We start from the raw sequence: 18,941 nt of genomic DNA, 5'->3' as shown, positions 1-18,941 counted from the left end.
TTGCAGCGAAAGTAAACCAGATAGGCCTACGCCCGGTCGCGCACCAACCGAAACAGACCCTCCCGATACGTTTCACCCACCGGAATAGCCTTGTCGCCTATATACACCGTGTGGCCGTCAATCATCGTGATTTTGTCAATGGACACCAGAAACGACTTGTGCACCCGCAGGAACGGCGGTTGCGGCAGTTGTTCGGCCAGCTCTTTCAGCGTTTGGTAAGTGACCAGGCGCTGGCCCGCCACAAAGAGCGCCAGGTAATTGCCCAAGGCCTCTGCATACAGAATATCTGATAAGCTGACCCGCAGAAACTTGTTTTTGCTGTCGCCCTTCACAAAGAGGTAAGGGTTAGTAATGGGGGCTACTGGCTCATTAGCCATAGGCACGGGTTGAGCTACAGCGGGCACTAGCGCCTGCGCTTTTTGCACGGCCCGCAGAAACCGATCAAAAGCAATGGGCTTGAGTAGGTAGTCTATTACATCATACTCAAAACCATCCAAGGCATATTCCGGGTAAGCGGTGGTGAGGATTACCTTGCACCGCTGCCCACAGATTTTCAGGAACTGCAGACCCGTGAGCTCCGGCATCTGAATATCGAGGAACACCACATCTACACGGCCTGCCTGCACCCACTGCAGGGCCTCAATGGGGTTGGTAGTGCTGCCAACTAGCTCTAAGCCCGGAATCTTCTGCACGTAGGCCACTAATAGCCGAGCAGCGTAGGCCTCATCATCAACTACAATACAACGAAGCATAGCATATACAGCTTACTAAATAGAGAATAGCCAACAGTAAAGCTGCACAATCTACTGCAAAAGCCAGCTATTCGAAACTGTTGATAGCTAGGCCACTATTCCAGCTCCAGAGTCAGCTGGGTGTGGTGCACCAGCCCGTCATTGTGCACCGTGAGCTGATGCCGGTCTGGGTAGAGCAGCGCCAGCCGCCGCCGCAGATTGGCTAGGCCTATGCCAGTAGTGTGGTCTTTCTGATGCTGGTTGATGTGGTTGCGAACCTCAAATTGCAGCAGCTGCGGATTGGGCAGCACCAGCCTGATGGTTACGGGCTGGCTGGGCTGGTTGAGAATACCATGCTTCAAGGCGTTTTCTACGAACGGAATCAACATTAGCGAGGCCAGCCGCTGCCCGTTTAAGTGGCCTAGCTGTGCAAACTCCACAAAGAACTTGTCCTCGAATCGCAGCCGATGCAGCGTCAGGTAGTTTTCCAAGTACTCCACTTCCTTTTGTAATTCTACTTTGCCGTCGGGGCTTTCGTGAAGCATGTAGCGCATGAGGTCGGAGAGGCGCAACACCGCTTCTGCCAACTGCTCCGATATAAGGTAGGCCTCAGAGTAAATGTAGTTGAGCGTATTATAGAGGAAGTGCGGGTTAATCTGGGTTTTGAGGAACGCCAGCTCAGTTTGTGTTTTCTCTTGGATGAGAAGTTGATTTTCCCGCTCGCGCCGAAAGGCATTCTGAATTCCCCAGGCGGCCGCGCTTAGCACAATGTAAGATGTACCCCAGTATAGGTTGTCGATAATGTAATGGCTAGCTGATGTATCGCTGGTATAGTTGCGGAACCCCAGGGTGGCGGGCACCAAAACTTGTTCTAGCAGATAGCGAAAGGCAATGAAAGTGGCCATAATACCTGCAACGCCCAGCAGTAGCTGCAGTAACTTGTTGCGGCGGAGATAGCGCGGAAAAACCCAGAGGTAGCCTAAGTAGAACTCTGCTATTTTAGCCAGCAGCAGCGTGAACGTAAGAACTACAAAATACTGGCGAGTATGGTCCAGGTATAGGCCTAGGCCGATATATCCAATCCAGAGCAGCCAGCAGAGTACGTGCAGAGCTACTTTTTTAGTAGTCGTCATAGCTCAAAAATAAACAAGGGCCAGAGCTGAACCGCTTCTTTTATACGAGCCTGCTGGTTCTGAATGCCAACAGACATTTATTACTGATAACCCCGGTAAGTTCTAAGTAAATGGGCTCACATCGGGTTTGAGCAGGTTGCTATAATAAACTTCAGCTAGCTAAAACCGGGTTATAGGTTTGGGCCATTCATCTACCGAGTTACCTGCCATGAATTGCCCTTGCCTCCTCACCAACCTGTTTTGGCCTTCTCGTCACCTGCTAGCGGCACTGCTACTGATTATAGCCCAGCTTCAACCTGCCCAAGCCCAGGCCGTCAAGCCGGTGGCTGCTAAAATTAAAGTCTACTTAGTGGGTACGTATCACTTTGATGGTTCTTCGCTGGATGTGGTCAAAAGCGGCAAAACCGACATGCAATCGGCGCAGAAGCAGCAGGAAGTTGAAGACTTCGTGAATCGCCTTACCAAAACGCACGCCGATAAGGTATTTGTGGAGTGGAAGCCTCAGCAACAGCGCTTCGTAGATAGCACCTATGCTCTGTATCTGAGAAATCAGTTCAGGCTTCGTAACAACGAAGTCTATCAGGTAGGCTACCGGTTAGCGAAAAAACTAAATCTGCCCCGCGTTATTTGTGCCGACGCCGATGGGGAATGGAATTATGATGAGGCACTGGTATACGCCAAGCAGCACGGACAAAGCGCTATTTTAGAGAATGCCTTTGAACCCGGAAAGTCGCCGCAGGACAGCGTGGGGCGCCTCATTCATGCCCGCATTCAAGCCATCCAAGGAGCTGACAAGCCGTTTGCTGGCAGAACCATCACCGACCTCATAGCGGCCAACAATACTGAGGCTGCCATGCAGGGAAATATGTACTGGTATATGCTGGTAAGCTCGCGCATTGGAGGAGGCAACAACTATGTAGGCGCTGACCTTGCGGGTGAATTCTATAAGCGCAATATGCGTATTTACACCAATATGCTGCGCCACATTGATGTCCAGCGTGATAAGGCTGTCGTGCTGATTATCGGCGCTGGGCACGTATCGTTTCTTAAGCAGCAGTTGCAGTATAACCCGCTGTTTGAGGTGCAGGATATAGTTCCGCTGCTCACTGCCAAGGCTAAATAAGCACGTATCAGCCTCTATACACACAAGGCCAGCGACAATCTTTTGCCACGGGCCTTGTGTGTATAGAGGCTGATACGTGCTACTGGCCTAGCGGCGGCCCTGGCCGGCGAATTTCATGCGGTAGTCGGCTTTCACATCGCCTTTGCTGATGCGGCTGAGTTTGCCCTTCAGTAGCTGCTTCTTCAGCCCTGATACGTAGTCGGTGAAGAGCACGCCTTCCAAATGGTCGTACTCGTGCTGGATTACGCGGGCGGTCATGCCGGAGAAGGTTTCTTGGTGCTGCTGGCGGTTTTCATCCTCATAGCGTAGCGTAACCACGGGCTTGCGGTACACCGTTTCGCGGATGCCAGGAATGCTCAAGCAGCCTTCCTCAAAGGCCCATTCTTCACCGGTTTCCTCCACAATTTGGGGGTTGATGAAGGCGCGCTTTACGGGGGCCGCCGTGGGCTCCGGAATGATGGGGTTGCCCTCCTCGTCTTCATCCAGCATAGGCTCAGAGTCAATCACAAACAGCCGGATGCTCTTGCCCACCTGGGGGGCGGCTAGGCCTACGCCGTGAGCGTAGTACATGGTGTCGTACATGTCCTGCACGAGCTGCTTGAGTTCAGAAGAAGAGAAGTCGGGAGCTATGGGTTTGGCCGGGGCTTTCAGCACCGGGTCGCCGAAGGCAACAATGGGGTAAATCATCGGGATTCGAGGAAAGATTGCAGAATGAGAGTAGCGCTTACGCGGTCTACGGTGGCTTTGTCGCGGCGGTCCTTTTTGCTTAGGCCACCGGCCAGCATGGCGGCGTGCGCCATCCGGGAAGTAAACCGCTCGTCAATTTCGTGCACCGGCACCTCCGGAAGCTCCTTGCGCAGGCGCCGGATCAGGCCTACTACGGCGCTGGTTGAGTCGGTTGCTTCATTGCTCAGGGTGCGGGGCATGCCCACTACCAGCGCCTCCAGCGGCTCCCGCTGGTGATACGCTTTCACGTAGGCCACTACCTCCTGGCTATGAATGGTTTCGAGGGGAGTAGCAATCAGCTGAAGCGGGTCCGTTACGGCCAGCCCCACGCGCTTGTTGCCGTAGTCGATGGCAAGAATTCGGCCCATCACAAAAAAGTTGACTAAGAAAGCGAAGATCCGGCAAGCCAGGTAGTTAAGCGAGCCGGGTGTCAAAGATACGGCGCTACGCCGGAAAGGTGGTAGTGCTTTCCCAGTCCGTTTAAATCCGCTGACGGAACCACTGCGTAGGTCAAAGGCTCCGCAGGATACCATTTGCCAGTGATGCTATACTTAATAAAGTTACAAAAATTAAGGCATTGTTGGCTGAGTATGAGGCGTGTGTAAATTGGATTATCGATCTAAAATGAGCCTATTTTGGTATTAATTTATAAAAAATTGCACTGTTATTTGAAGTTTATGGCCGAAGATTGCGGGTGGTGGATTTCTTAGAAAAGTTTCAATAGTTTTGAATACATATTGGCTTACATTTCCGTCGCATATCGCCTGAACATTTACTCGCCCAGCACTTTATGAACACCGAGCCGAACGTCTCGCCGCTACCCGCGACGGAGCCGGCCCCGCGGAATACGCGGCGGCAGGTACGGCAACCGCTGTTGTTGGCGCTGGCGCTGGCCTGTGGCATTTTGCTGGGTGCTAATCCCTTCCGGCCTTCCAGCCAAAACCCCGATGGCACGGCCCGCGGCTACCTGAAGTTCAAGGAGATTCTGAGTTACGTCGACCGCGACTACGTGGACTCGGTGAATGCCGAGGAACTGTCGGACTACGCTATCAGTCGCATGCTGGAGCGTCTCGATCCGCACTCGGTGTTCATCCCGGCCAAGCAGCAGCAACAGGCCTCCTCCTTCCTGCAGAGCGATTTTGATGGAGTAGGAGTGGAGTTCAACATCTTTCACGACACCGTGACGGTGGTATCGCCGGTAAGCGGTGGGCCCGCCGAGCAAGCTGGCCTGCAACCTGGTGACAAGATTCTGGCCGTAGCCGGTGCCAAGGTGTCGGGTACCCACACCACCACCGAGCAGATGTTCAACAAGCTGCGCGGCCCCCGCGGCAGCAACGTGGTGCTGCAAATTGTGCGCCGCGGCATGGCTAAGCCCATGAACGTGCAAGTAACGCGCAACCGCATCCCCAACTCCTCGGTAGATGTGGCCTACATGGTGGATAATCAGACCGGCTATATCAAAGTAAGCCGCTTCGCCAATGGCACTTACGACGAGTTTAAGGCTGCTCTCGGCGACTTACGCCGGCAAGGCCTCACTCGCCTCATCCTCGACCTTCGCGGCAACCCCGGCGGTTACCTCGACCGCGCCACTAAAATGGCCGATGAGTTTATCGGGGGTACCAAGAAGATTGTGTACACCGATGGTAAAGGCGACCAATACGACTCCCAAACATACTCCCGCGTTGCCGGCGAGTTTGAGCAGGGCCCGCTGGTGGTGCTGGTGGACGAAGGCAGTGCCTCCGCTTCCGAAGTATTAGCCGGTGCCCTCCAAGACCAAGATAGGGCCCTGCTGGTGGGCCGCCGTACCTTTGGGAAGGGCTTGGTACAGCAGCCCATTGCGCTGAATGATGGCTCAGAGCTGCGCCTCACCATTGCTCGGTACTACACGCCTTCGGGTCGTAGCATTCAGAAGTCGTACCGGGGTGGCCTAGAGGCCTACGAAAAGGACCTGGTGAACCGGCAGCGCCACGGCGAGTTCTTCCACGCCGACAGCATTCATTTCGCCGACTCCCTGCGTTACCGCACCTCACATGGGCGCACCGTATATGGGGGCGGCGGCATCATGCCCGACATGTTTGTGGCCCGCGACACCATGGCTTTCTCGGCGTATTACACCCGCCTGCAAAGTCATAACCTGATTCGCAAGTACGCTCTCGATTACGTGCAGGACCACAAAGAGGAGTTGGAAGGCCTGCGCTTTGAGCAGTTCAATCAAAGCTTCCGCATCACCGATATTCAGCTACAACACCTGGTAGGCCTAGCCACCCAGGATGGCATCCCCGCCGATGCTGCCGGCCTGCGCCGCTGCGCCAGCCTAGTGCGCAACCAGCTTAAAGCCCTTATCGCCAGGACCGCCTACGGCAAAGCCGCCTACTTCCAGGTCCTGAACCAAGATGACGCCGAAATGCGCCAGGCCCTGCAAGTCATCACCGATGGCAATGCTACTCTGATGCAAGGCCTGTCAATGAAATAGATGGCTTTACAGGCACCCAACAACAAAATGCCCGCAGCTACTAGCCGCGGGCGTTTTGTTGTTGGGTGTATTGCAAGAAATGACGGGCAATGTTGACTACCTAAGCAGTTCGATAATGATTACTTCTTCGCCAGGTCTTGCACCCGGAACTGCTGCTGTAGGCCACTTACTGGCTGGCCATCGGCCTCAGCATAGGGATAGATGAAGTAATTGAGCGCGCCGCTATGCTGACGCGGAGCTAGCACTAGGTCGCGGCCCCGGGTAAACTCTAGGCGGTTCTCGTCGTGCGCCCCAAAGAAGTAGGCGCGCTTAGCGGGGTTCTTGGCCGCTTCGGAAGCATCAACGGGTACCCAGCCAGTTTCCTTGGTATAAAACTCGGCCCAGCAGTGGTAGCCTTTTACCTCGGCAGTGCCGCGCTCGGGGGGCAGCGGAAAGCCAATGCTGAAGCGGGCTGGGATACCCGCCGCGCGGCAGTAGCCAATAAACACGGCGTGGAAGTCGGTGCAGTTGCCGCGGCGGGCGTCGCAGGCGTAGTAGATGTCGCCGCGGCCCCAGCCCTGCCCGGTTTTGTCGTAGGTCACGGTGCTGACCACGTGTTCGTAGATAGCCTTGGCTTTCTCCAGATCGGTTTTGGCGTTGGCCTTCGCTATTACCTCCTGCGACCACAATCGGATTTTAGGGTCGAGGGGGACAAGGCTATCGGGCGCTAGCCAGCGCTTCATATTGGGGTCGGCGGGGGCTAGGTCTTTGCGAGAAACAGGTTGGCCCGCCAGCGTAGGGTTGAGGTGCTCACGGCGGGTAGCCTGTAGTTTCATGCTCACCGTGAAACCCTGCAAGGCCGCGCCGGTTGCGTGCACGTGTAGCACCTGGTTGCCGTACGAACTGGTCTTGACCTCGTAAGCCACGGGTGCCGTGATTTTTAGGTCCCGGATATCCTGCGACTTGTCATTGTGCGGTACGGGCAGCCACAGGTCTACTTCTTTCACGCCGGCAGCTTGCGCGGGCACCGTGGCGGTGTACTCGAAGTTGAAGGTGCGGGTACGTGGCTCCGCTGTTTTAGGCACTGAGGCCACGGAGAACAGGCCTAGGCCAGTCAGCAGAAGCGGCAGCAAGCGAGAAATAGGAGACGGCACGGGCAAGAGAATAAAGTAGCGGCTGAAATAAAGCGCAAAGATACGATAGGAGTGAGGGTGTAACCGATGAGATATTCAAATGGTTGCAGGTAAAACCCCACCTCCAGCCCCTCCCCTCCGGGAGAGGGGTGTCATACGAGGGCAATGAATAATGAGCAATGACCCACTGTGCATTGCTCACTAATACCAGAACGCACCCCTCTCCCGGAGGGGCTGGGGGTGAGGCCAACCACCAAACCTTCTTACCTTCACATTCTCGCCTACCCACTCGTATTTCCCACCCAACTCATTTCTGCACCATGGCTTTCTACCACCGCCTCGGCCAGATTCCGCGCAAGCGCCATACCCAGTTCCGCCAGCCCGATGGTTCCCTGTACTCGGAGCAGCTGGTAGGCACGCTGGGCTTCCATGGCGTCTCGTCGCTGCTCTACCATAAGCACCCGCCCACCGAAATCAGAACCGTAGGGCAGCCCGAGCCGTTTGCGCCCAAGCTGCTGAAAGACCGGCCCCTGGAGCCAGCGCACCTGCGCACCCTAGCCCAAACCACCACCGGCGGCGACTACCTGCAGGCCCGGCAAACCATGCTCGGCAACGCCGACGTGACGCTCAGCATCTGCAACCCCACGGAGCGGCGCATGGAGTACTACTACAAGAACGCCCTCGCCGATGAGGTCATCTTCGTGCACGAAGGCCGCGGCGAGCTGTGGAGCCAGCTGGGCAAAGTGCAGTTCGAGCCCGGCGACTACGTCATCATTCCGCGCACCATCATTCACCAGCTTCACTTCGAGGAAGGCCCGGTGCGCCTGCTCATCATTGAGTCGTTTAGCCCCGTGGAAACGTGCCGCCGCTACCGCAACCACTTTGGGCAGCTGCTGGAGCACTCACCCTACTGCGAGCGGGACATCCGGCCCCCGCATGAGCTGGTGACCGATGATGAGCGGGAATCGGGCGAGTACGTGGTGAAGATCAAGAAAGACGGTCTGCTGCACACGCTTACCTATGGCCACTCGCCGTTTGACGTAGTGGGCTGGGACGGCTACTTCTACCCCTATGCCACCAGCATTCATGATTTCGAGCCGATTACGGGCCGCCTGCACCAGCCGCCACCCGTGCACCAGCACTTCGAGGGCCACAATTTTGTCATCTGCTCCTTCGTGCCGCGCCTCTTCGACTATCATCCCCTGAGCATTCCGGCGCCCTACAACCACTCCAACGTCGATTCCGACGAGGTGCTGTACTACGTGGCCGGTAACTTCATGTCGCGCAAGGGCGTGGACTTGGCTTCGTTTACCTGGCACCCCAGCGGCATCCCCCACGGCCCGCACCCCGGCACGGTGGAGGCCAGCATCGGCAAAAAAGAAACCCACGAGCTAGCCGTGATGGTAGATACCTTCCGCCCGCTTTACCTCACCGAAGCCGCCCTGCCTTACGTGGACAGCCGCTATCCCATGAGTTGGCAGCCCGGCTTCGTGCCCGACCCACCGCGCTCCGCCGACATGATGGATTAGCGAGTGGCCTAGGCCAGTGGCAATGTCATGCCGAGCCAAGCGAGGAATCTGAGAGCATCTGTGAAGAGGTTCACCCAGATTCCTCGCTTGGCTCGGCATGACAGTTTTATGCAAACAGTAGGCGGACTATAAAATGCAATCCGGGTTGAAGTTGATTTCGTAACTTCCGCTCAAATTGCAACCTCTATGAAAAAAGTCCTCTTTCTAGCTCCTGTTCTGGCCTTGCTAGTTTTCCTCTCTAGCTGCGACAAAATTGACAAGCTGCTGACCTTCACTATCGAAGACTCGCAGTCGGTTAAAATTGCGACGGGCTTCCCGGTGAACGTGGTTACGCCCGTTTCGCCCATCACCGTTCCCACGCGCTCCGACGAGAAGTTCAAGAACGAAAACACCAGCGCCAACTTGGTAAAAGACGTGAAGCTCGACCGCCTCACGCTCACCGTCACCGATCCTAGCTCCGAGAACTTCGACTTCCTGAGCAGCATCAGCTTCTACATCAGCACCGACGGCAACGACCGAATTCTGCTGGCATCTCAGGACAACGTACCCATGGGCGTCAATACCATCCAGCTGACCCCAACCACCGCGAAGCTCGATAAGTACATCAAGGCCAGCAGCTACACGCTGTCCACCGAAGCCCGCATCCGCAAAGCCATCAGCCGCGACATCACCATCCGGGCCGATTCGCGCTTCAAAGTAACTGCCGATCCGCTCTAGGCCACTCAGGCTGTACCTGCCGACAACACAACGCCCAATGGCCTCCCGGTCATTGGGCGTTGTGTTGTCGGCAGGTACAAGATAAAGGGCTTCTGAGGGATTTATACGCACCATAATTTCCGTATTTCCCGCTTTAACGGCTCTTTCGACCGGCGCGTAAAAAAAGATGCACCGCTGAATCCTAGCGGTATGTTCCGTTCTTTTTCCATGTGTTCCGCCCGCATGATTCATCAAAAACAGCCCACCCAACCCCAGTCAACTGCACAATATTGGGAAGACGTCCGCGCCCAGTTCAACCTGTCGCCCGACTACCTGCACCTGGGAGCTTCGCAATTCATTGCCTCTAACCCTAGGCCAGTCCGCGAGGCCATTGCCAACTACCGGCGCGTCCTCGACGAGAACCCCGTGTTCAATACACTGGACATGGAAAACGACGAGATGCAGAAGGTGCGCCAAGCCGCTGCCCGTTACCTCCACCTCGACGACCCCGATAACATTGCCCTCACCGACAGCACCACTATGGGGTTGGGCATGATCTACACGGGCCTTAACCTGCAGCCGGGCCAGGAGATTCTGACCACCGAGCACGACCACTATTCCCAGCACGAATCCATCCGGCAGGCCACAGCCCGCACCGGCGCCACCTACCGGAAAGTGCGGATGTATGACCGCCTCCACCACGTAACCCAGGAGGAAATGGTGGAGTCCATCGTGCGGGCGGTGCGTCCCGAAACACGGGTGGTCGGCATTACGTGGGTGCATTCCAGCACTGGCCTCAAAACGCCCGTAGGCCTCATTGGGCAAGCCCTAGCCGACCTCAACCGCCACCGCGACGAAGCCGACCGGGCGCTGTTGCTAGTAGATGGCGTGCACGGCTTCGGCATTGAGCGCGATACCTTCCCGGAGTTAAGCTGCGACTTTTTTATCACCAGCGGCCACAAGTGGCTCTACGGCCCGCGCGGGACTGGCCTAGTGGCCGCCACGCACGCCGCCTGGCAAACGGTTTCGCCCATCATCCCCAGCTATACCGAGGCCATGGATGTTATCATTGAGAAAAATGAGCGCCCCGACCACATGGATGGCAAGCAGATGACTCCCGGCGGCTTCCATTCGCTGGAGAACCGCTGGGCCTTTACGGCGGCCTTTGAGTTTATGGAGCAGCTTGGCCGAGAGCGGGTTTGTGAGCGGGTACACCAGCTCAACCGCCAGTGCAAGGAGGGCTTGGCCGCTATGTCCCACGTCACGTTGCACACGCCTCTCTCCGACGAGCTGTCCTCCGGTATTACCTCCTTCGAGGTGCGCGGCTACAATACCGATAAGGTAATCGAGCGGCTCAAGGAGCAAAAGATTGTCGCCACGAAAGCACCCTACACGCACTACAACTATGCCCGCTTCACGCCTGGCATCATCAACACCGAAGAAGAAATAGAGCAAGCTCTCGAGGCTGTGCGCAATCTGCGCTAGGCCAGTCAACGGTGCCTTCACCCATTATGCTGATATGAGCAGGCTCTTCCTACGCGTAAACGAGGCGCTAGGCCAGTCGTTGACGCATAAGAAGAGCCTGTTTATCTCTAAGTGCCTGACAAGGCACCCCCTTGGGGCTATTTCAGCAACTCGTGCAGCACGGTTTGCATGGAAAACACCCGGTTGCCTGCTTCCTGAATCACCAGGGAGTTCGGCGAGTCCAGAATGGCGTCCGACACTTCCACGTTGCGGCGCACCGGCAAACAGTGCAGGAACTTGGCGTCGTTGGTACCAGCCATGTGCTCGGGCGTGAGCATCCAACTGGGGTCGTTGCTGATAACTTGGCCGTAGTCCTGGTAGCTGCTCCAGTTCTTGGCCTGCACGAAGTCGGCGCCTTCCAGGGCCTTCTTCTGATCGTACTCTATGCGGGCCCCTTTAGTGAACTTGGGGTTCAACTCGTAGCCTTCAGGGTGTGTTATCACAAAGTCCACCCAGTCAACTTCCGAGAACCAGTCACTGAACGAGTTGGGCACACACTGGGGTAGGGCGCGCACATGCGGGGCCCAGGTTAGCACCACTTTAACGCGGTCCTTTTTCTTAGTTTCGGCTACCGTAATCAGGTCGGCAAACGACTGCAACGGGTGCAGCGTGGCGCTTTCCAGGCTAATAACCGGCACGGTGGCGTACTTCAGAATCTTATTGAAGACTTCCTCGCTGTAGTCGGCCTCACGGTCCTTGAGCGTGGGGAACGTGCGCACGCCCAGTACGTCGCAATATTGGCTCATCACAGCAATGGCCTCCTTGATGTGCTCCTGAGTACCGCCGTTCATCACTGCGCCATCGGCCATTTCCAGTGTCCAGGAGTCAGCGCCGGCGTTGAGCACCCAGGCTTGCGCGCCCAAGTTGTAGGCCGCCTTCACCGAGCTAAGCCGGGTGCGCAGGCTGGGGTTAAAGAAGATCAGCCCTACGGTCTTGTTCTTGCCAATGTGCTGGTATCCGTACGGATTTGCCTTGATTTCCAAGGCTTGCTGCAACAGCGCTTTATAGTCGCCCGCATCGGCGAAGGAGGTGAAGTTTTTCATTAGTAGGTGTTGAGTGGCCTAGGCCTAAAAGGAAGTCATACTGAGCTTGCCGAAGCATCTCTACCGCTTCATAGCTGATGTAGCAGGGTTGATCAAATGATAAGTTCAGCGGATTGCTGCAAGTACATATCAATAAACTCAGAAAATGACTTGGCTATAACTTTATAATCTCTGCCACAGATTGCATAAACCTCGTTTTCAGCGGATGCTGTAGGATATAGCTTTATGGCATAAAAGGTTAGGGAAATGAAATAGTCTGCAAATACATAGTACGTTTCAATGCCATGTATTTTATCTAATACGTCGCTGTGCCTGGGAATGCCATTTTGCCAAGCGCCTAATACCTGAGTAGCCGCTTGAAATTGAGCAAGTGTGTAGAAGCTAAAAAGCTCATTATCAGACTCTCCGTCGGTGCCGTTTATAGCTGTGAAGTAATCGCGTAGGTCTTGAGGTAGCTGCAAATTATGGCTTACTTCAAGCTCAGCAACCTGGCTCTCAGTAGCAGTTTCTACTGTTCTTATCTTCAGATCTTTCCAAAGTGAGTTCAGCTTAGACAGGTTATTCATTTGTGCTTACCTGCTACGGCTTTCATTTTTACCCTATCCATGTCTCTAGATCAATAACCTGCCACGTCGGATTAAACGCTGTAATCAACACATTCTTCTTCCGGCGAGTCCAGCCTTTCAACTGCTTTTCTCGCGCAATGGCTTGCGTAGCATCCGAACAAAGCTCAAAGTAAACCAGCAAATCCGCCTGATACCGGCCAGTAAATTTGTTCGCAGCACCCCGGCCGCTGCTATGCTCATAGAGGCGTCGCGTGAGGTGATTAGTGACGCCGATGTATAAGACAGTTTTGATCGGGTTGGTCAGGATATAGACGTACATATAGCTGCTTAAAAAAAGCAGAACGTCATGCTGAGCTTGCCGAAGCATCTCTACTGCTTCGTCCTCACGACAGGATTAGCCAGAGGTAGAGATGCTTCGGCTCCGCTCAGCATGACGTTCTAATGTTAACTATAGGCACTACCCGTCTCTACATCGCCTTGTACTCGTTCCAGCTCTTGATCTTCAGATCCTTCATTTCCAGCCGGCAGAAGGCTTGAATGAAGGCTTTAGCCAGGCGGGCGTTGGTGAGCAGCGGGATACCGAAGTCGATGGCGGTGCGACGGATTTTGTAGTCGTTGTCCAGCTCGCCCTTCGAGAGGTTCTTGGGGATGTTGATGACCAGGTCGATCTTCTTCTCCTTGAGGTAGGTTAGCACGTTGGGCTCCTGGTAGTCGTCGGGCCAGAAGAGCAAGCTGCTAGGGATGCCGTTTTCGGCAAAGAACCGGTGCGTGCCCTGGGTGGCGTAGATGGTGTAGCCCTTCTTCACGAGCATCTCGGTGGCCGATAGCAAGGCTACCTTCGACTTGATGGGGCCGCCGGATATCAGCACCGACTTCTGCGGAATCTTGTAGCCCACGCTCAGCATCGACTTCAGTAGGGCTTCCTCGGCGGTGTCGCCCAGGCAGCCTACCTCACCGGTGCTCACCATGTCTACGCGCAGCACGGGGTCGGCGCCGGGCAGGCGGGTGAAGGAGAACTGCGGAGCTTTCACGCCCACGAAGGGCAGGTCATACACCCGCTCGCTCTCGTCGCGCGTTACTTTCTTGCCTAGCAGCACCTGCGTGGCCTTCTTGATCAGGTTGTTGCCCGATACTTTCGACACGAAGGGGTAGCTGCGCGAGGCACGGATATTACACTCTATCACCCGGATTTCGCCGTTTTTATCCAGGAACTGGATGTTGAACGGCCCGCTGATTTCGTAGCGCTTGGCAATCTTCTCGGCAATGGTTTTCAGCTTCCGGATCGTGCGCACGTACACCTTCTGGGGCGGGTAGTACATGGTGGCGTCGCCGGAGTGGACGCCGGCAAACTCCACGTGCTCGGAAATGGCATAGCTCACGATTTCGCCCTTGTCGGCCACCGCGTCCAGCTCAATTTCCTTGGCATCCTGCATAAACTCCGACACTACTACCGGGTACTCGGCGCTTACCTCAGCGGCGGCTTTCAGGAAAGCCTCCATCTCGAAGGCGTTGGACACCACGTTCATAGCGGCCCCCGACAGCACGTAGCTAGGCCGGATCAGCACGGGGTAGCCTACCTCACCCACAAACTCAAACATGGCATCCAGGGAAGTCAGCTCCTTCCAGCGCGGCTGTGCAATGCCCAACTCGTCCATAATGCTGCTGAACTTGTGGCGGTTCTCGGCCTCGTCAATGCGGGCCGGAGCCGTGCCAAGGATAGGCGCGTTGGCATCGGCTAGGCGGGTAGCAAGGTTATTCGGAATCTGGCCGCCGGTACTCAGGATTACGCCCTCCGGCTGCTCGAATTCCAGAATATCCATCACCCGCTCGAAGCTCAACTCCTCGAAGTACAACCGGTCCGAAACGTCGTAGTCCGTAGAAACGGTTTCAGGGTTATAGTTGATGATGATGGTTTTGTAGCCCTCTTCGGCGGCTGTTTGCACAGCATTTACGCCGCACCAGTCAAACTCCACGGAGCTACCGATGCGGTACACGCCCGAGCCCAGCACCATAATGGACTTGTCTGCTTCCGGCTGCAGGTCGTTTTCGGTGCCGTGGTAGGTGCTATAGAGGTAGTTGGTTTTGGCCGGGAACTCCGCCGCCAGCGTGTCAATCTGCTTGATGACCGGCAGCACACCCAGGGCCTTGCGGCGGGCCCGCACCAACAGCTCGTCGGCTTTCACGTCGCCTTGGCCTAGCAGCTTCACCGCAATTTGCTGGTCAGAAAAGCCCGCTTTCTTCACGTCGCGCAGTAGGCCAGTTTCCAGCGCATCCACGCCGCTGCCACGCTTAGCGGCTAGCTGGTTGCTCAGCTCGAAAATGGTGTACAGGCGCTGCAGGAACCAGTGGTCAATCTTGGTCAGGTCGTGCACCTGCTCCAGGGTATAGCCCGCCTCGAAGGCCAGGTTGATGGCGAAGATGCGCTCCTCGTTCGGCTCGCTCAGCAGCTTGTCGATGGTAGCATTGTCTACCTGTTCGGGCTTGTTGGCCACGAAGCCGCGCTTGCCGGTATCCAGCATGCGCAAGCCCTTCTGAATGGCTTCCTCGAAGGATTTGCCAATGGCCATTACCTCGCCTACGCTCTTCATGGCCGAGCCAATCTGTCGGTTCACGCCCTCAAACTTGCCCAAGTCCCAGCGCGGCAGCTTCACCACCACGTAGTCCAGGGCCGGCTCGAAGAAGGCCGAAGTCGTCTTGGTCACGCTGTTCTTTAACTCCGACAGCGAGTAGCCCAGGCTCAGCTTGGCCGCCACAAACGCCAGCGGATAGCCCGTGGCCTTAGAAGCCAGCGCCGAGGAGCGCGACAAACGGGCATTCACCTCAATCACGCGGTAGTCTTCCGATACGGGGTCGAGGGCGTACTGAATGTTGCACTCGCCCACAATGCCGAGGTGGCGGATGGTCTTGATGCTGATGCTGCGCAGCTTGTGGTATTCGCGGTTGCTCAAGGTCTGCGAAGGAGCCACCACGATGCTCTCCCCGGTGTGGATGCCGATGGGGTCGAAGTTCTCCATGTTGCAGACCGTGATGCAGTTGTCATACTGGTCGCGCACTACTTCGTACTCCACTTCCTTCCAGCCCTTCAACGACTCCTCCACCAGAATCTGATCGGAAGTAGTGAAGGATTTCTGGGCTAGGGCCCGCAGTTCGTCCATGTTGTTGGCGAAACCGCTGCCTAGGCCACCTAGCGCAAATGCTGCCCGCACGATGATGGGAAAACCGATTTTCTCGGCTGCGGCCAGCGCGTCCTCCATGTTCGTCACGGCCACGCTGCGGGCCGAAAGCACCCCAATCTGGTCGAGCTTTTCCTTGAAAATGTCCCGGTCCTCGGTGTCGATGATGCTCTGCACGGGCGTGCCCAGCACTTTCACGTTGTACTTCTCAAACACGCCGCCGCGGAACAGGGCCACGGCGCAGTTCAGGGCCGTTTGGCCGCCAAAGGCCACCAGAATACCATCGGGCTTTTCCTTCTTAATAACCTCCTCTACAAAGTAGGGCGTCACGGGCAGGAAATACACGTCGTCGGCAATGTTGTCCGACGTCTGCACGGTGGCAATGTTGGGGTTGATGAGGATGGTGCGGATGCCTTCTTCTTTCAGCGCCTTAAGGGCCTGGGAGCCGGAGTAATCGAACTCACCAGCTTCGCCAATTTTCAGTGCGCCGGAACCGAGGATGAGAACTTTCTGTGGTTTTTCCATTCTAGGGGTTAGGGTAACAGACCGCAGGTGTGGTCATGTTAAAAGGCAGTCGTGCAAGGCCGGCTTTAGCCGGTGGTTTATATGGGCAGAGTTGGTTTTACTTGGAAAAGAGGGTGTCGCTCTTCACGATTTCCCAGTTGCCGGATGGGCGTCTGGTCATCCAAAGTTTGATAGTGGCATTAGCCCGCTCACCATCTAGTAAGAAGCGGAAGACGAGAGAGTCCTTCTTAGCACTCAGGTTTTCCACTTTAAAGTTTTTGGAGGCTATTCTTCCTGTTCTACTAGTTATTCTGGGTGAAACTTTGGCTGAACTCATGGCCTTAGCAATCAAATCGGCCGGCTCACCCAGTACTGCTTTCATAAGCGTCCGTTGGCCCAAGTTCCTAACGAAGTAAAACCCCGCAAAAGCCAGTGCTCCTAGCAGCACATACCCCCAGTTCGGAAACCCTTTACTTTTTGATGGCATGTGGGCTAGGTGGTTTACTCAGTGAAAGTGGTGTCGCTCTTGACCATTTGCCATTTGCCATCAGGCTGTTTCATGACTTTGGTCCGGATGGTGGCGGTGGCTTTCTCACCTTTCAGCACAAGCCGAAAGGTGAGTGAATCCTCTTTCGGGCCTGGCTTTCCGGCGTCAAACTTCCTCGAAACAATCTTCCCGGTACGGCTTAGAATGCGAGGTGAGACATTGCCCTTATCCAGCATCGAAAGAAAGATATCCTGCTTGCTCACGGCAAGTCTGACGACGTCTTTCATCTTGACGCTTTTGATGAGGTAGAACACCGCAAACGCTACAATTCCCAGCGCTACGTACACCCAGTTCCGCGTGCTTCCGCTCTTTTCTTGCATAGGGCTCATGCATTAAAAATGACCGGGTTGAAGATACGGAACGTCATGGGCCTAGTGCACCGATTGCTTTATAACCCAGGGTTTAATCCCTGGGTTATTTAGTGGAAAAGCAGCAGTTGCATGCAGCATACTAGGTGGGGTAGTGAGAGTCTAGGCCAGTTTATTTCGTGGCTTTGTGCTCGGCTACGGCTTTCAGGAAATCATCGAACAGGTACTCCGTGTCCTCGGGGCCGCCGGCGGCTTCGGGGTGGAACTGGGTGGAGAAGAACGGCTTGCTCTTGTGCTTGATGCCTTCACAGGTGCCGTCGTTCAGATTCTCAAACAGCATTTCCCATTCGGCGGGCAGCGTGTTGGTATCTACCGCAAAGCCGTGGTTCTGGCTGGTGATGTAGCTGCGCTTGGTGCCCGAAAGTAGCACCGGCTGGTTGTGGCTGCGGTGGCCGTACTTCAGCTTGAAGGTGTCGCCGCCCGCGGCCAGGCCCATGAGCTGAGAGCCTAGGCAGATGCCGAAGATGGGCTTGTCCTGGCCTAGCGCGGTTTGCAGGTGCTGAATGGTGGCGGTGCACATCTTTGGGTCGCCGGGGCCGTTGCTGAGGAACAGGCCGTCGTAGTCGAGCTTCGTGAAGTCGTAGTCCCAGGGCACGCGGATCAGCTCCACATCGCGCTGCAGGAAGCAGCGGATGATGTTGGTCTTGGTGCCGCAGTCAACGAGCACGATTTTGTGCTGGCCGCTGCCGTAGTGCTTTACCTCGGTGGGGCTCACCTGGGCTACTAAGTTATCCTGGTTGGGGTCGTGCAGCTCTACATCTTCCTCGGCCACAATCTTACCCAGCATGGCACCCTTCTCCCGCAGAATTTTGGTGAGCATGCGCGTGTCCACGCCAAAGATGCCGGGGATGTTGTACTCCTTGAGCCAGTCGCCGAGGCTCTTGGCGGCGTTCCAGTGGCTGTGCTCCTCGGAGTAGTAGTTCACCACTAGGCCAGCAATGTGAATCTTGTCCGACTCGAAAATCTTCGAAATCGACTCGTACAGCTCCTCACCGGGTACACCGTAGTTGCCCACCATGGGGTAGGTGAGCACCAGAATCTGGCCGGCGAAGGAGGGGTCCGTCAGGTTTTCGGGGTAGCCGGTCATGGCCGTGCTGAACACCACCTCGCCCGCGGCGGAGGTGAAGGCGCCGAAAGATTGGCCTTGAATTTCAGTGCCGTCTTCCAGGACGAGTTTTACCGATTTAGCGTTTTCCACTCTGTTATGCGAAAAAGGGTTTACTCTGTTATTAAATTTCTGCGGTAATCAGGTCTGTGGTTTTCCATAGCGTGAGCTAAGGCGGCAGAGGTGCCCATCAGCCCCATCAGCGCTACTCGGAAACCGACTTGAGGAGGGGAAAGGCGATGATTCGGCCTCCCCAATGCCGGGCGCTTAGCGGACGCGCTACGTGGCTTTAGCCTGCCTTCGAAACCGACCGGATACAATTTCGGCTGGAACAGAACCAAAATCAGAGGTCTATTCCAGCCGAACGAGGACTTAAGCCAAACGGGAGCGAAAGAAGGTATGTCAATCGGTCCCGTGCCCTGCCGCTCCCAGATGTCAGGCATCGGGAAATCGGGCGGGCACGACTGCTGAAAGGAAATGTTGGAGGCCGTTCTTTCATGGAAAGAACCAGCCGGTTGCTGCGCAATAGTCACCAATGGCAGCGTGCAGCTAATCTGAAGGGGAGCTTGGCTCGGGAACCTCATCGTG

General features: G+C 55.8%; 17 protein-coding genes. 5 read left to right on the top strand and 12 right to left on the bottom strand.

Going from position 1 to position 18,941, the window contains the following annotated elements; genetic code table 11:
- Positions 1 to 26: 26 nt before the first annotated feature.
- Together EU557_RS09810 and EU557_RS09805 are read right to left on the bottom strand one after the other, a co-directional pair.
- Positions 27 to 752 carry a LytR/AlgR family response regulator transcription factor gene (locus EU557_RS09810; RefSeq protein ID WP_135530197.1) on the bottom strand — a complete coding sequence of 242 codons (726 nt, stop codon included), beginning with the start codon at positions 750 to 752 and terminating at the stop codon, positions 27 to 29.
- A gap of 95 nt (positions 753 to 847) precedes the next feature.
- Positions 848 to 1,864, bottom strand: a complete 1,017-nt coding sequence (locus EU557_RS09805) for a sensor histidine kinase (RefSeq protein ID WP_135530196.1) — start codon at positions 1,862 to 1,864, stop codon at positions 848 to 850.
- A gap of 208 nt (positions 1,865 to 2,072) precedes the next feature.
- Between EU557_RS09805 and EU557_RS09800 the strand changes: the two genes are divergently transcribed.
- On the top strand, positions 2,073 to 2,987 hold the full coding sequence (locus EU557_RS09800) for a DUF5694 domain-containing protein (protein ID WP_135530195.1): 915 nt from the start codon (positions 2,073 to 2,075) through the stop codon (positions 2,985 to 2,987).
- 87 nt (positions 2,988 to 3,074) lie between these two features.
- On the opposite strand, the gene def is transcribed toward EU557_RS09800, so the two are convergent.
- Together def and ruvX are read right to left on the bottom strand one after the other, a co-directional pair.
- Positions 3,075 to 3,674 carry a peptide deformylase gene (def, locus tag EU557_RS09795; protein ID WP_135530194.1) on the bottom strand — a complete coding sequence of 200 codons (600 nt, stop codon included), beginning with the start codon at positions 3,672 to 3,674 and terminating at the stop codon, positions 3,075 to 3,077.
- Entirely contained in the window at positions 3,671 to 4,081 is a 411-nt protein-coding gene (gene ruvX / locus EU557_RS09790) for a Holliday junction resolvase RuvX (RefSeq protein WP_135530193.1), read from the bottom strand. The genes def and ruvX overlap by 4 nt, the downstream gene beginning before the upstream one ends.
- Before the next feature lie 422 nt (positions 4,082 to 4,503).
- Between ruvX and EU557_RS09785 the strand changes: the two genes are divergently transcribed.
- Positions 4,504 to 6,186, top strand: coding sequence for a S41 family peptidase (locus EU557_RS09785; protein WP_135530192.1), 1,683 nt, complete (start codon positions 4,504 to 4,506; stop codon positions 6,184 to 6,186).
- Between the two features lie 119 nt (positions 6,187 to 6,305).
- Here EU557_RS09785 and EU557_RS09780 read toward each other — a convergent pair whose 3' ends face one another.
- The gene (locus EU557_RS09780; protein ID WP_245326220.1) at positions 6,306 to 7,319 is read right to left on the bottom strand and encodes a transglutaminase-like domain-containing protein; all 1,014 of its coding nucleotides are present in this window, start codon (positions 7,317 to 7,319) and stop codon (positions 6,306 to 6,308) included.
- Positions 7,320 to 7,618: 299 nt separating this feature from the next.
- Here EU557_RS09780 and EU557_RS09775 point away from each other — a divergent pair, with 299 nt between their 5' ends.
- The 3 genes from EU557_RS09775 (at position 7,619) to EU557_RS09765 (ending at position 11,008) form a co-directional block, all read left to right on the top strand.
- Complete coding sequence (locus tag EU557_RS09775) at positions 7,619 to 8,827, top strand: homogentisate 1,2-dioxygenase (protein WP_135530191.1); 1,209 nt, start codon at positions 7,619 to 7,621, stop codon at positions 8,825 to 8,827.
- 186 nt (positions 8,828 to 9,013) lie between these two features.
- A complete protein-coding gene (locus tag EU557_RS09770; protein WP_135530190.1) occupies positions 9,014 to 9,544 on the top strand; it encodes a hypothetical protein in 531 nt (176 codons plus the stop codon).
- 222 nt (positions 9,545 to 9,766) lie between these two features.
- Positions 9,767 to 11,008, top strand: coding sequence for an aminotransferase class V-fold PLP-dependent enzyme (locus EU557_RS09765; protein ID WP_167855149.1), 1,242 nt, complete (start codon positions 9,767 to 9,769; stop codon positions 11,006 to 11,008).
- A 137-nt stretch (positions 11,009 to 11,145) separates the two neighbouring features.
- Here the strand turns inward: EU557_RS09765 and EU557_RS09760 are convergent, their stop codons facing one another.
- From EU557_RS09760 to carA, 7 genes are all read right to left on the bottom strand, one after another.
- Positions 11,146 to 12,090, bottom strand: coding sequence for an N-acetylornithine carbamoyltransferase (locus tag EU557_RS09760; RefSeq protein WP_135530188.1), 945 nt, complete (start codon positions 12,088 to 12,090; stop codon positions 11,146 to 11,148).
- Between the two features lie 92 nt (positions 12,091 to 12,182).
- Positions 12,183 to 12,656 (bottom strand): SMI1/KNR4 family protein, encoded by a 474-nt coding sequence (locus EU557_RS09755; RefSeq protein ID WP_135530187.1) that lies wholly within the window; start codon positions 12,654 to 12,656, stop codon positions 12,183 to 12,185.
- A 28-nt stretch (positions 12,657 to 12,684) separates the two neighbouring features.
- A complete protein-coding gene (locus tag EU557_RS09750) occupies positions 12,685 to 12,975 on the bottom strand; it encodes a GIY-YIG nuclease family protein (protein WP_245326219.1) in 291 nt (96 codons plus the stop codon).
- A gap of 148 nt (positions 12,976 to 13,123) precedes the next feature.
- Positions 13,124 to 16,354, bottom strand: coding sequence for a carbamoyl-phosphate synthase (glutamine-hydrolyzing) large subunit (carB, locus tag EU557_RS09745; protein WP_135530185.1), 3,231 nt, complete (start codon positions 16,352 to 16,354; stop codon positions 13,124 to 13,126).
- A 97-nt stretch (positions 16,355 to 16,451) separates the two neighbouring features.
- Positions 16,452 to 16,715: a hypothetical protein gene (locus EU557_RS09740; protein ID WP_135530184.1), complete on the bottom strand. Its 264-nt coding sequence runs from the start codon at positions 16,713 to 16,715 to the stop codon at positions 16,452 to 16,454.
- A gap of 119 nt (positions 16,716 to 16,834) precedes the next feature.
- Positions 16,835 to 17,200 carry a hypothetical protein gene (locus EU557_RS09735; RefSeq protein WP_135530183.1) on the bottom strand — a complete coding sequence of 122 codons (366 nt, stop codon included), beginning with the start codon at positions 17,198 to 17,200 and terminating at the stop codon, positions 16,835 to 16,837.
- A gap of 160 nt (positions 17,201 to 17,360) precedes the next feature.
- Positions 17,361 to 18,446, bottom strand: coding sequence for a glutamine-hydrolyzing carbamoyl-phosphate synthase small subunit (gene carA, locus EU557_RS09730; protein WP_135530182.1), 1,086 nt, complete (start codon positions 18,444 to 18,446; stop codon positions 17,361 to 17,363).
- Positions 18,447 to 18,941 lie beyond the last annotated feature (495 nt).

It is taken from the genome of Hymenobacter wooponensis, from assembly GCF_004745865.1.
GTDB classification, from domain to species: domain Bacteria; phylum Bacteroidota; class Bacteroidia; order Cytophagales; family Hymenobacteraceae; genus Hymenobacter; species Hymenobacter wooponensis.
This window is presented reverse-complemented; position numbering and strand designations above follow the sequence as displayed.

Coding starts and splice junctions, on each gene's coding strand:
- EU557_RS09775 (WP_135530191.1), top strand. CDS start 7,619: ATGGCTTTCTACCACCGCCTCGGCCAGATTCCGCGCAAGCGCCATACC.
- EU557_RS09770 (WP_135530190.1), top strand. CDS start 9,014: ATGAAAAAAGTCCTCTTTCTAGCTCCTGTTCTGGCCTTGCTAGTTTTC.
- def (WP_135530194.1), bottom strand. CDS start 3,674: ATGATTTACCCCATTGTTGCCTTCGGCGACCCGGTGCTGAAAGCCCCG.
- EU557_RS09750 (WP_245326219.1), bottom strand. CDS start 12,975: ATGTACGTCTATATCCTGACCAACCCGATCAAAACTGTCTTATACATC.
- EU557_RS09735 (WP_135530183.1), bottom strand. CDS start 17,200: ATGCAAGAAAAGAGCGGAAGCACGCGGAACTGGGTGTACGTAGCGCTG.
- EU557_RS09760 (WP_135530188.1), bottom strand. CDS start 12,090: ATGAAAAACTTCACCTCCTTCGCCGATGCGGGCGACTATAAAGCGCTG.
- EU557_RS09805 (WP_135530196.1), bottom strand. CDS start 1,864: ATGACGACTACTAAAAAAGTAGCTCTGCACGTACTCTGCTGGCTGCTC.
- ruvX (WP_135530193.1), bottom strand. CDS start 4,081: ATGGGCCGAATTCTTGCCATCGACTACGGCAACAAGCGCGTGGGGCTG.
- carB (WP_135530185.1), bottom strand. CDS start 16,354: ATGGAAAAACCACAGAAAGTTCTCATCCTCGGTTCCGGCGCACTGAAA.
- EU557_RS09785 (WP_135530192.1), top strand. CDS start 4,504: ATGAACACCGAGCCGAACGTCTCGCCGCTACCCGCGACGGAGCCGGCC.
- EU557_RS09765 (WP_167855149.1), top strand. CDS start 9,767: ATGATTCATCAAAAACAGCCCACCCAACCCCAGTCAACTGCACAATAT.
- EU557_RS09800 (WP_135530195.1), top strand. CDS start 2,073: ATGAATTGCCCTTGCCTCCTCACCAACCTGTTTTGGCCTTCTCGTCAC.
- EU557_RS09810 (WP_135530197.1), bottom strand. CDS start 752: ATGCTTCGTTGTATTGTAGTTGATGATGAGGCCTACGCTGCTCGGCTA.
- EU557_RS09740 (WP_135530184.1), bottom strand. CDS start 16,715: ATGAAAGCAGTACTGGGTGAGCCGGCCGATTTGATTGCTAAGGCCATG.
- EU557_RS09755 (WP_135530187.1), bottom strand. CDS start 12,656: ATGAATAACCTGTCTAAGCTGAACTCACTTTGGAAAGATCTGAAGATA.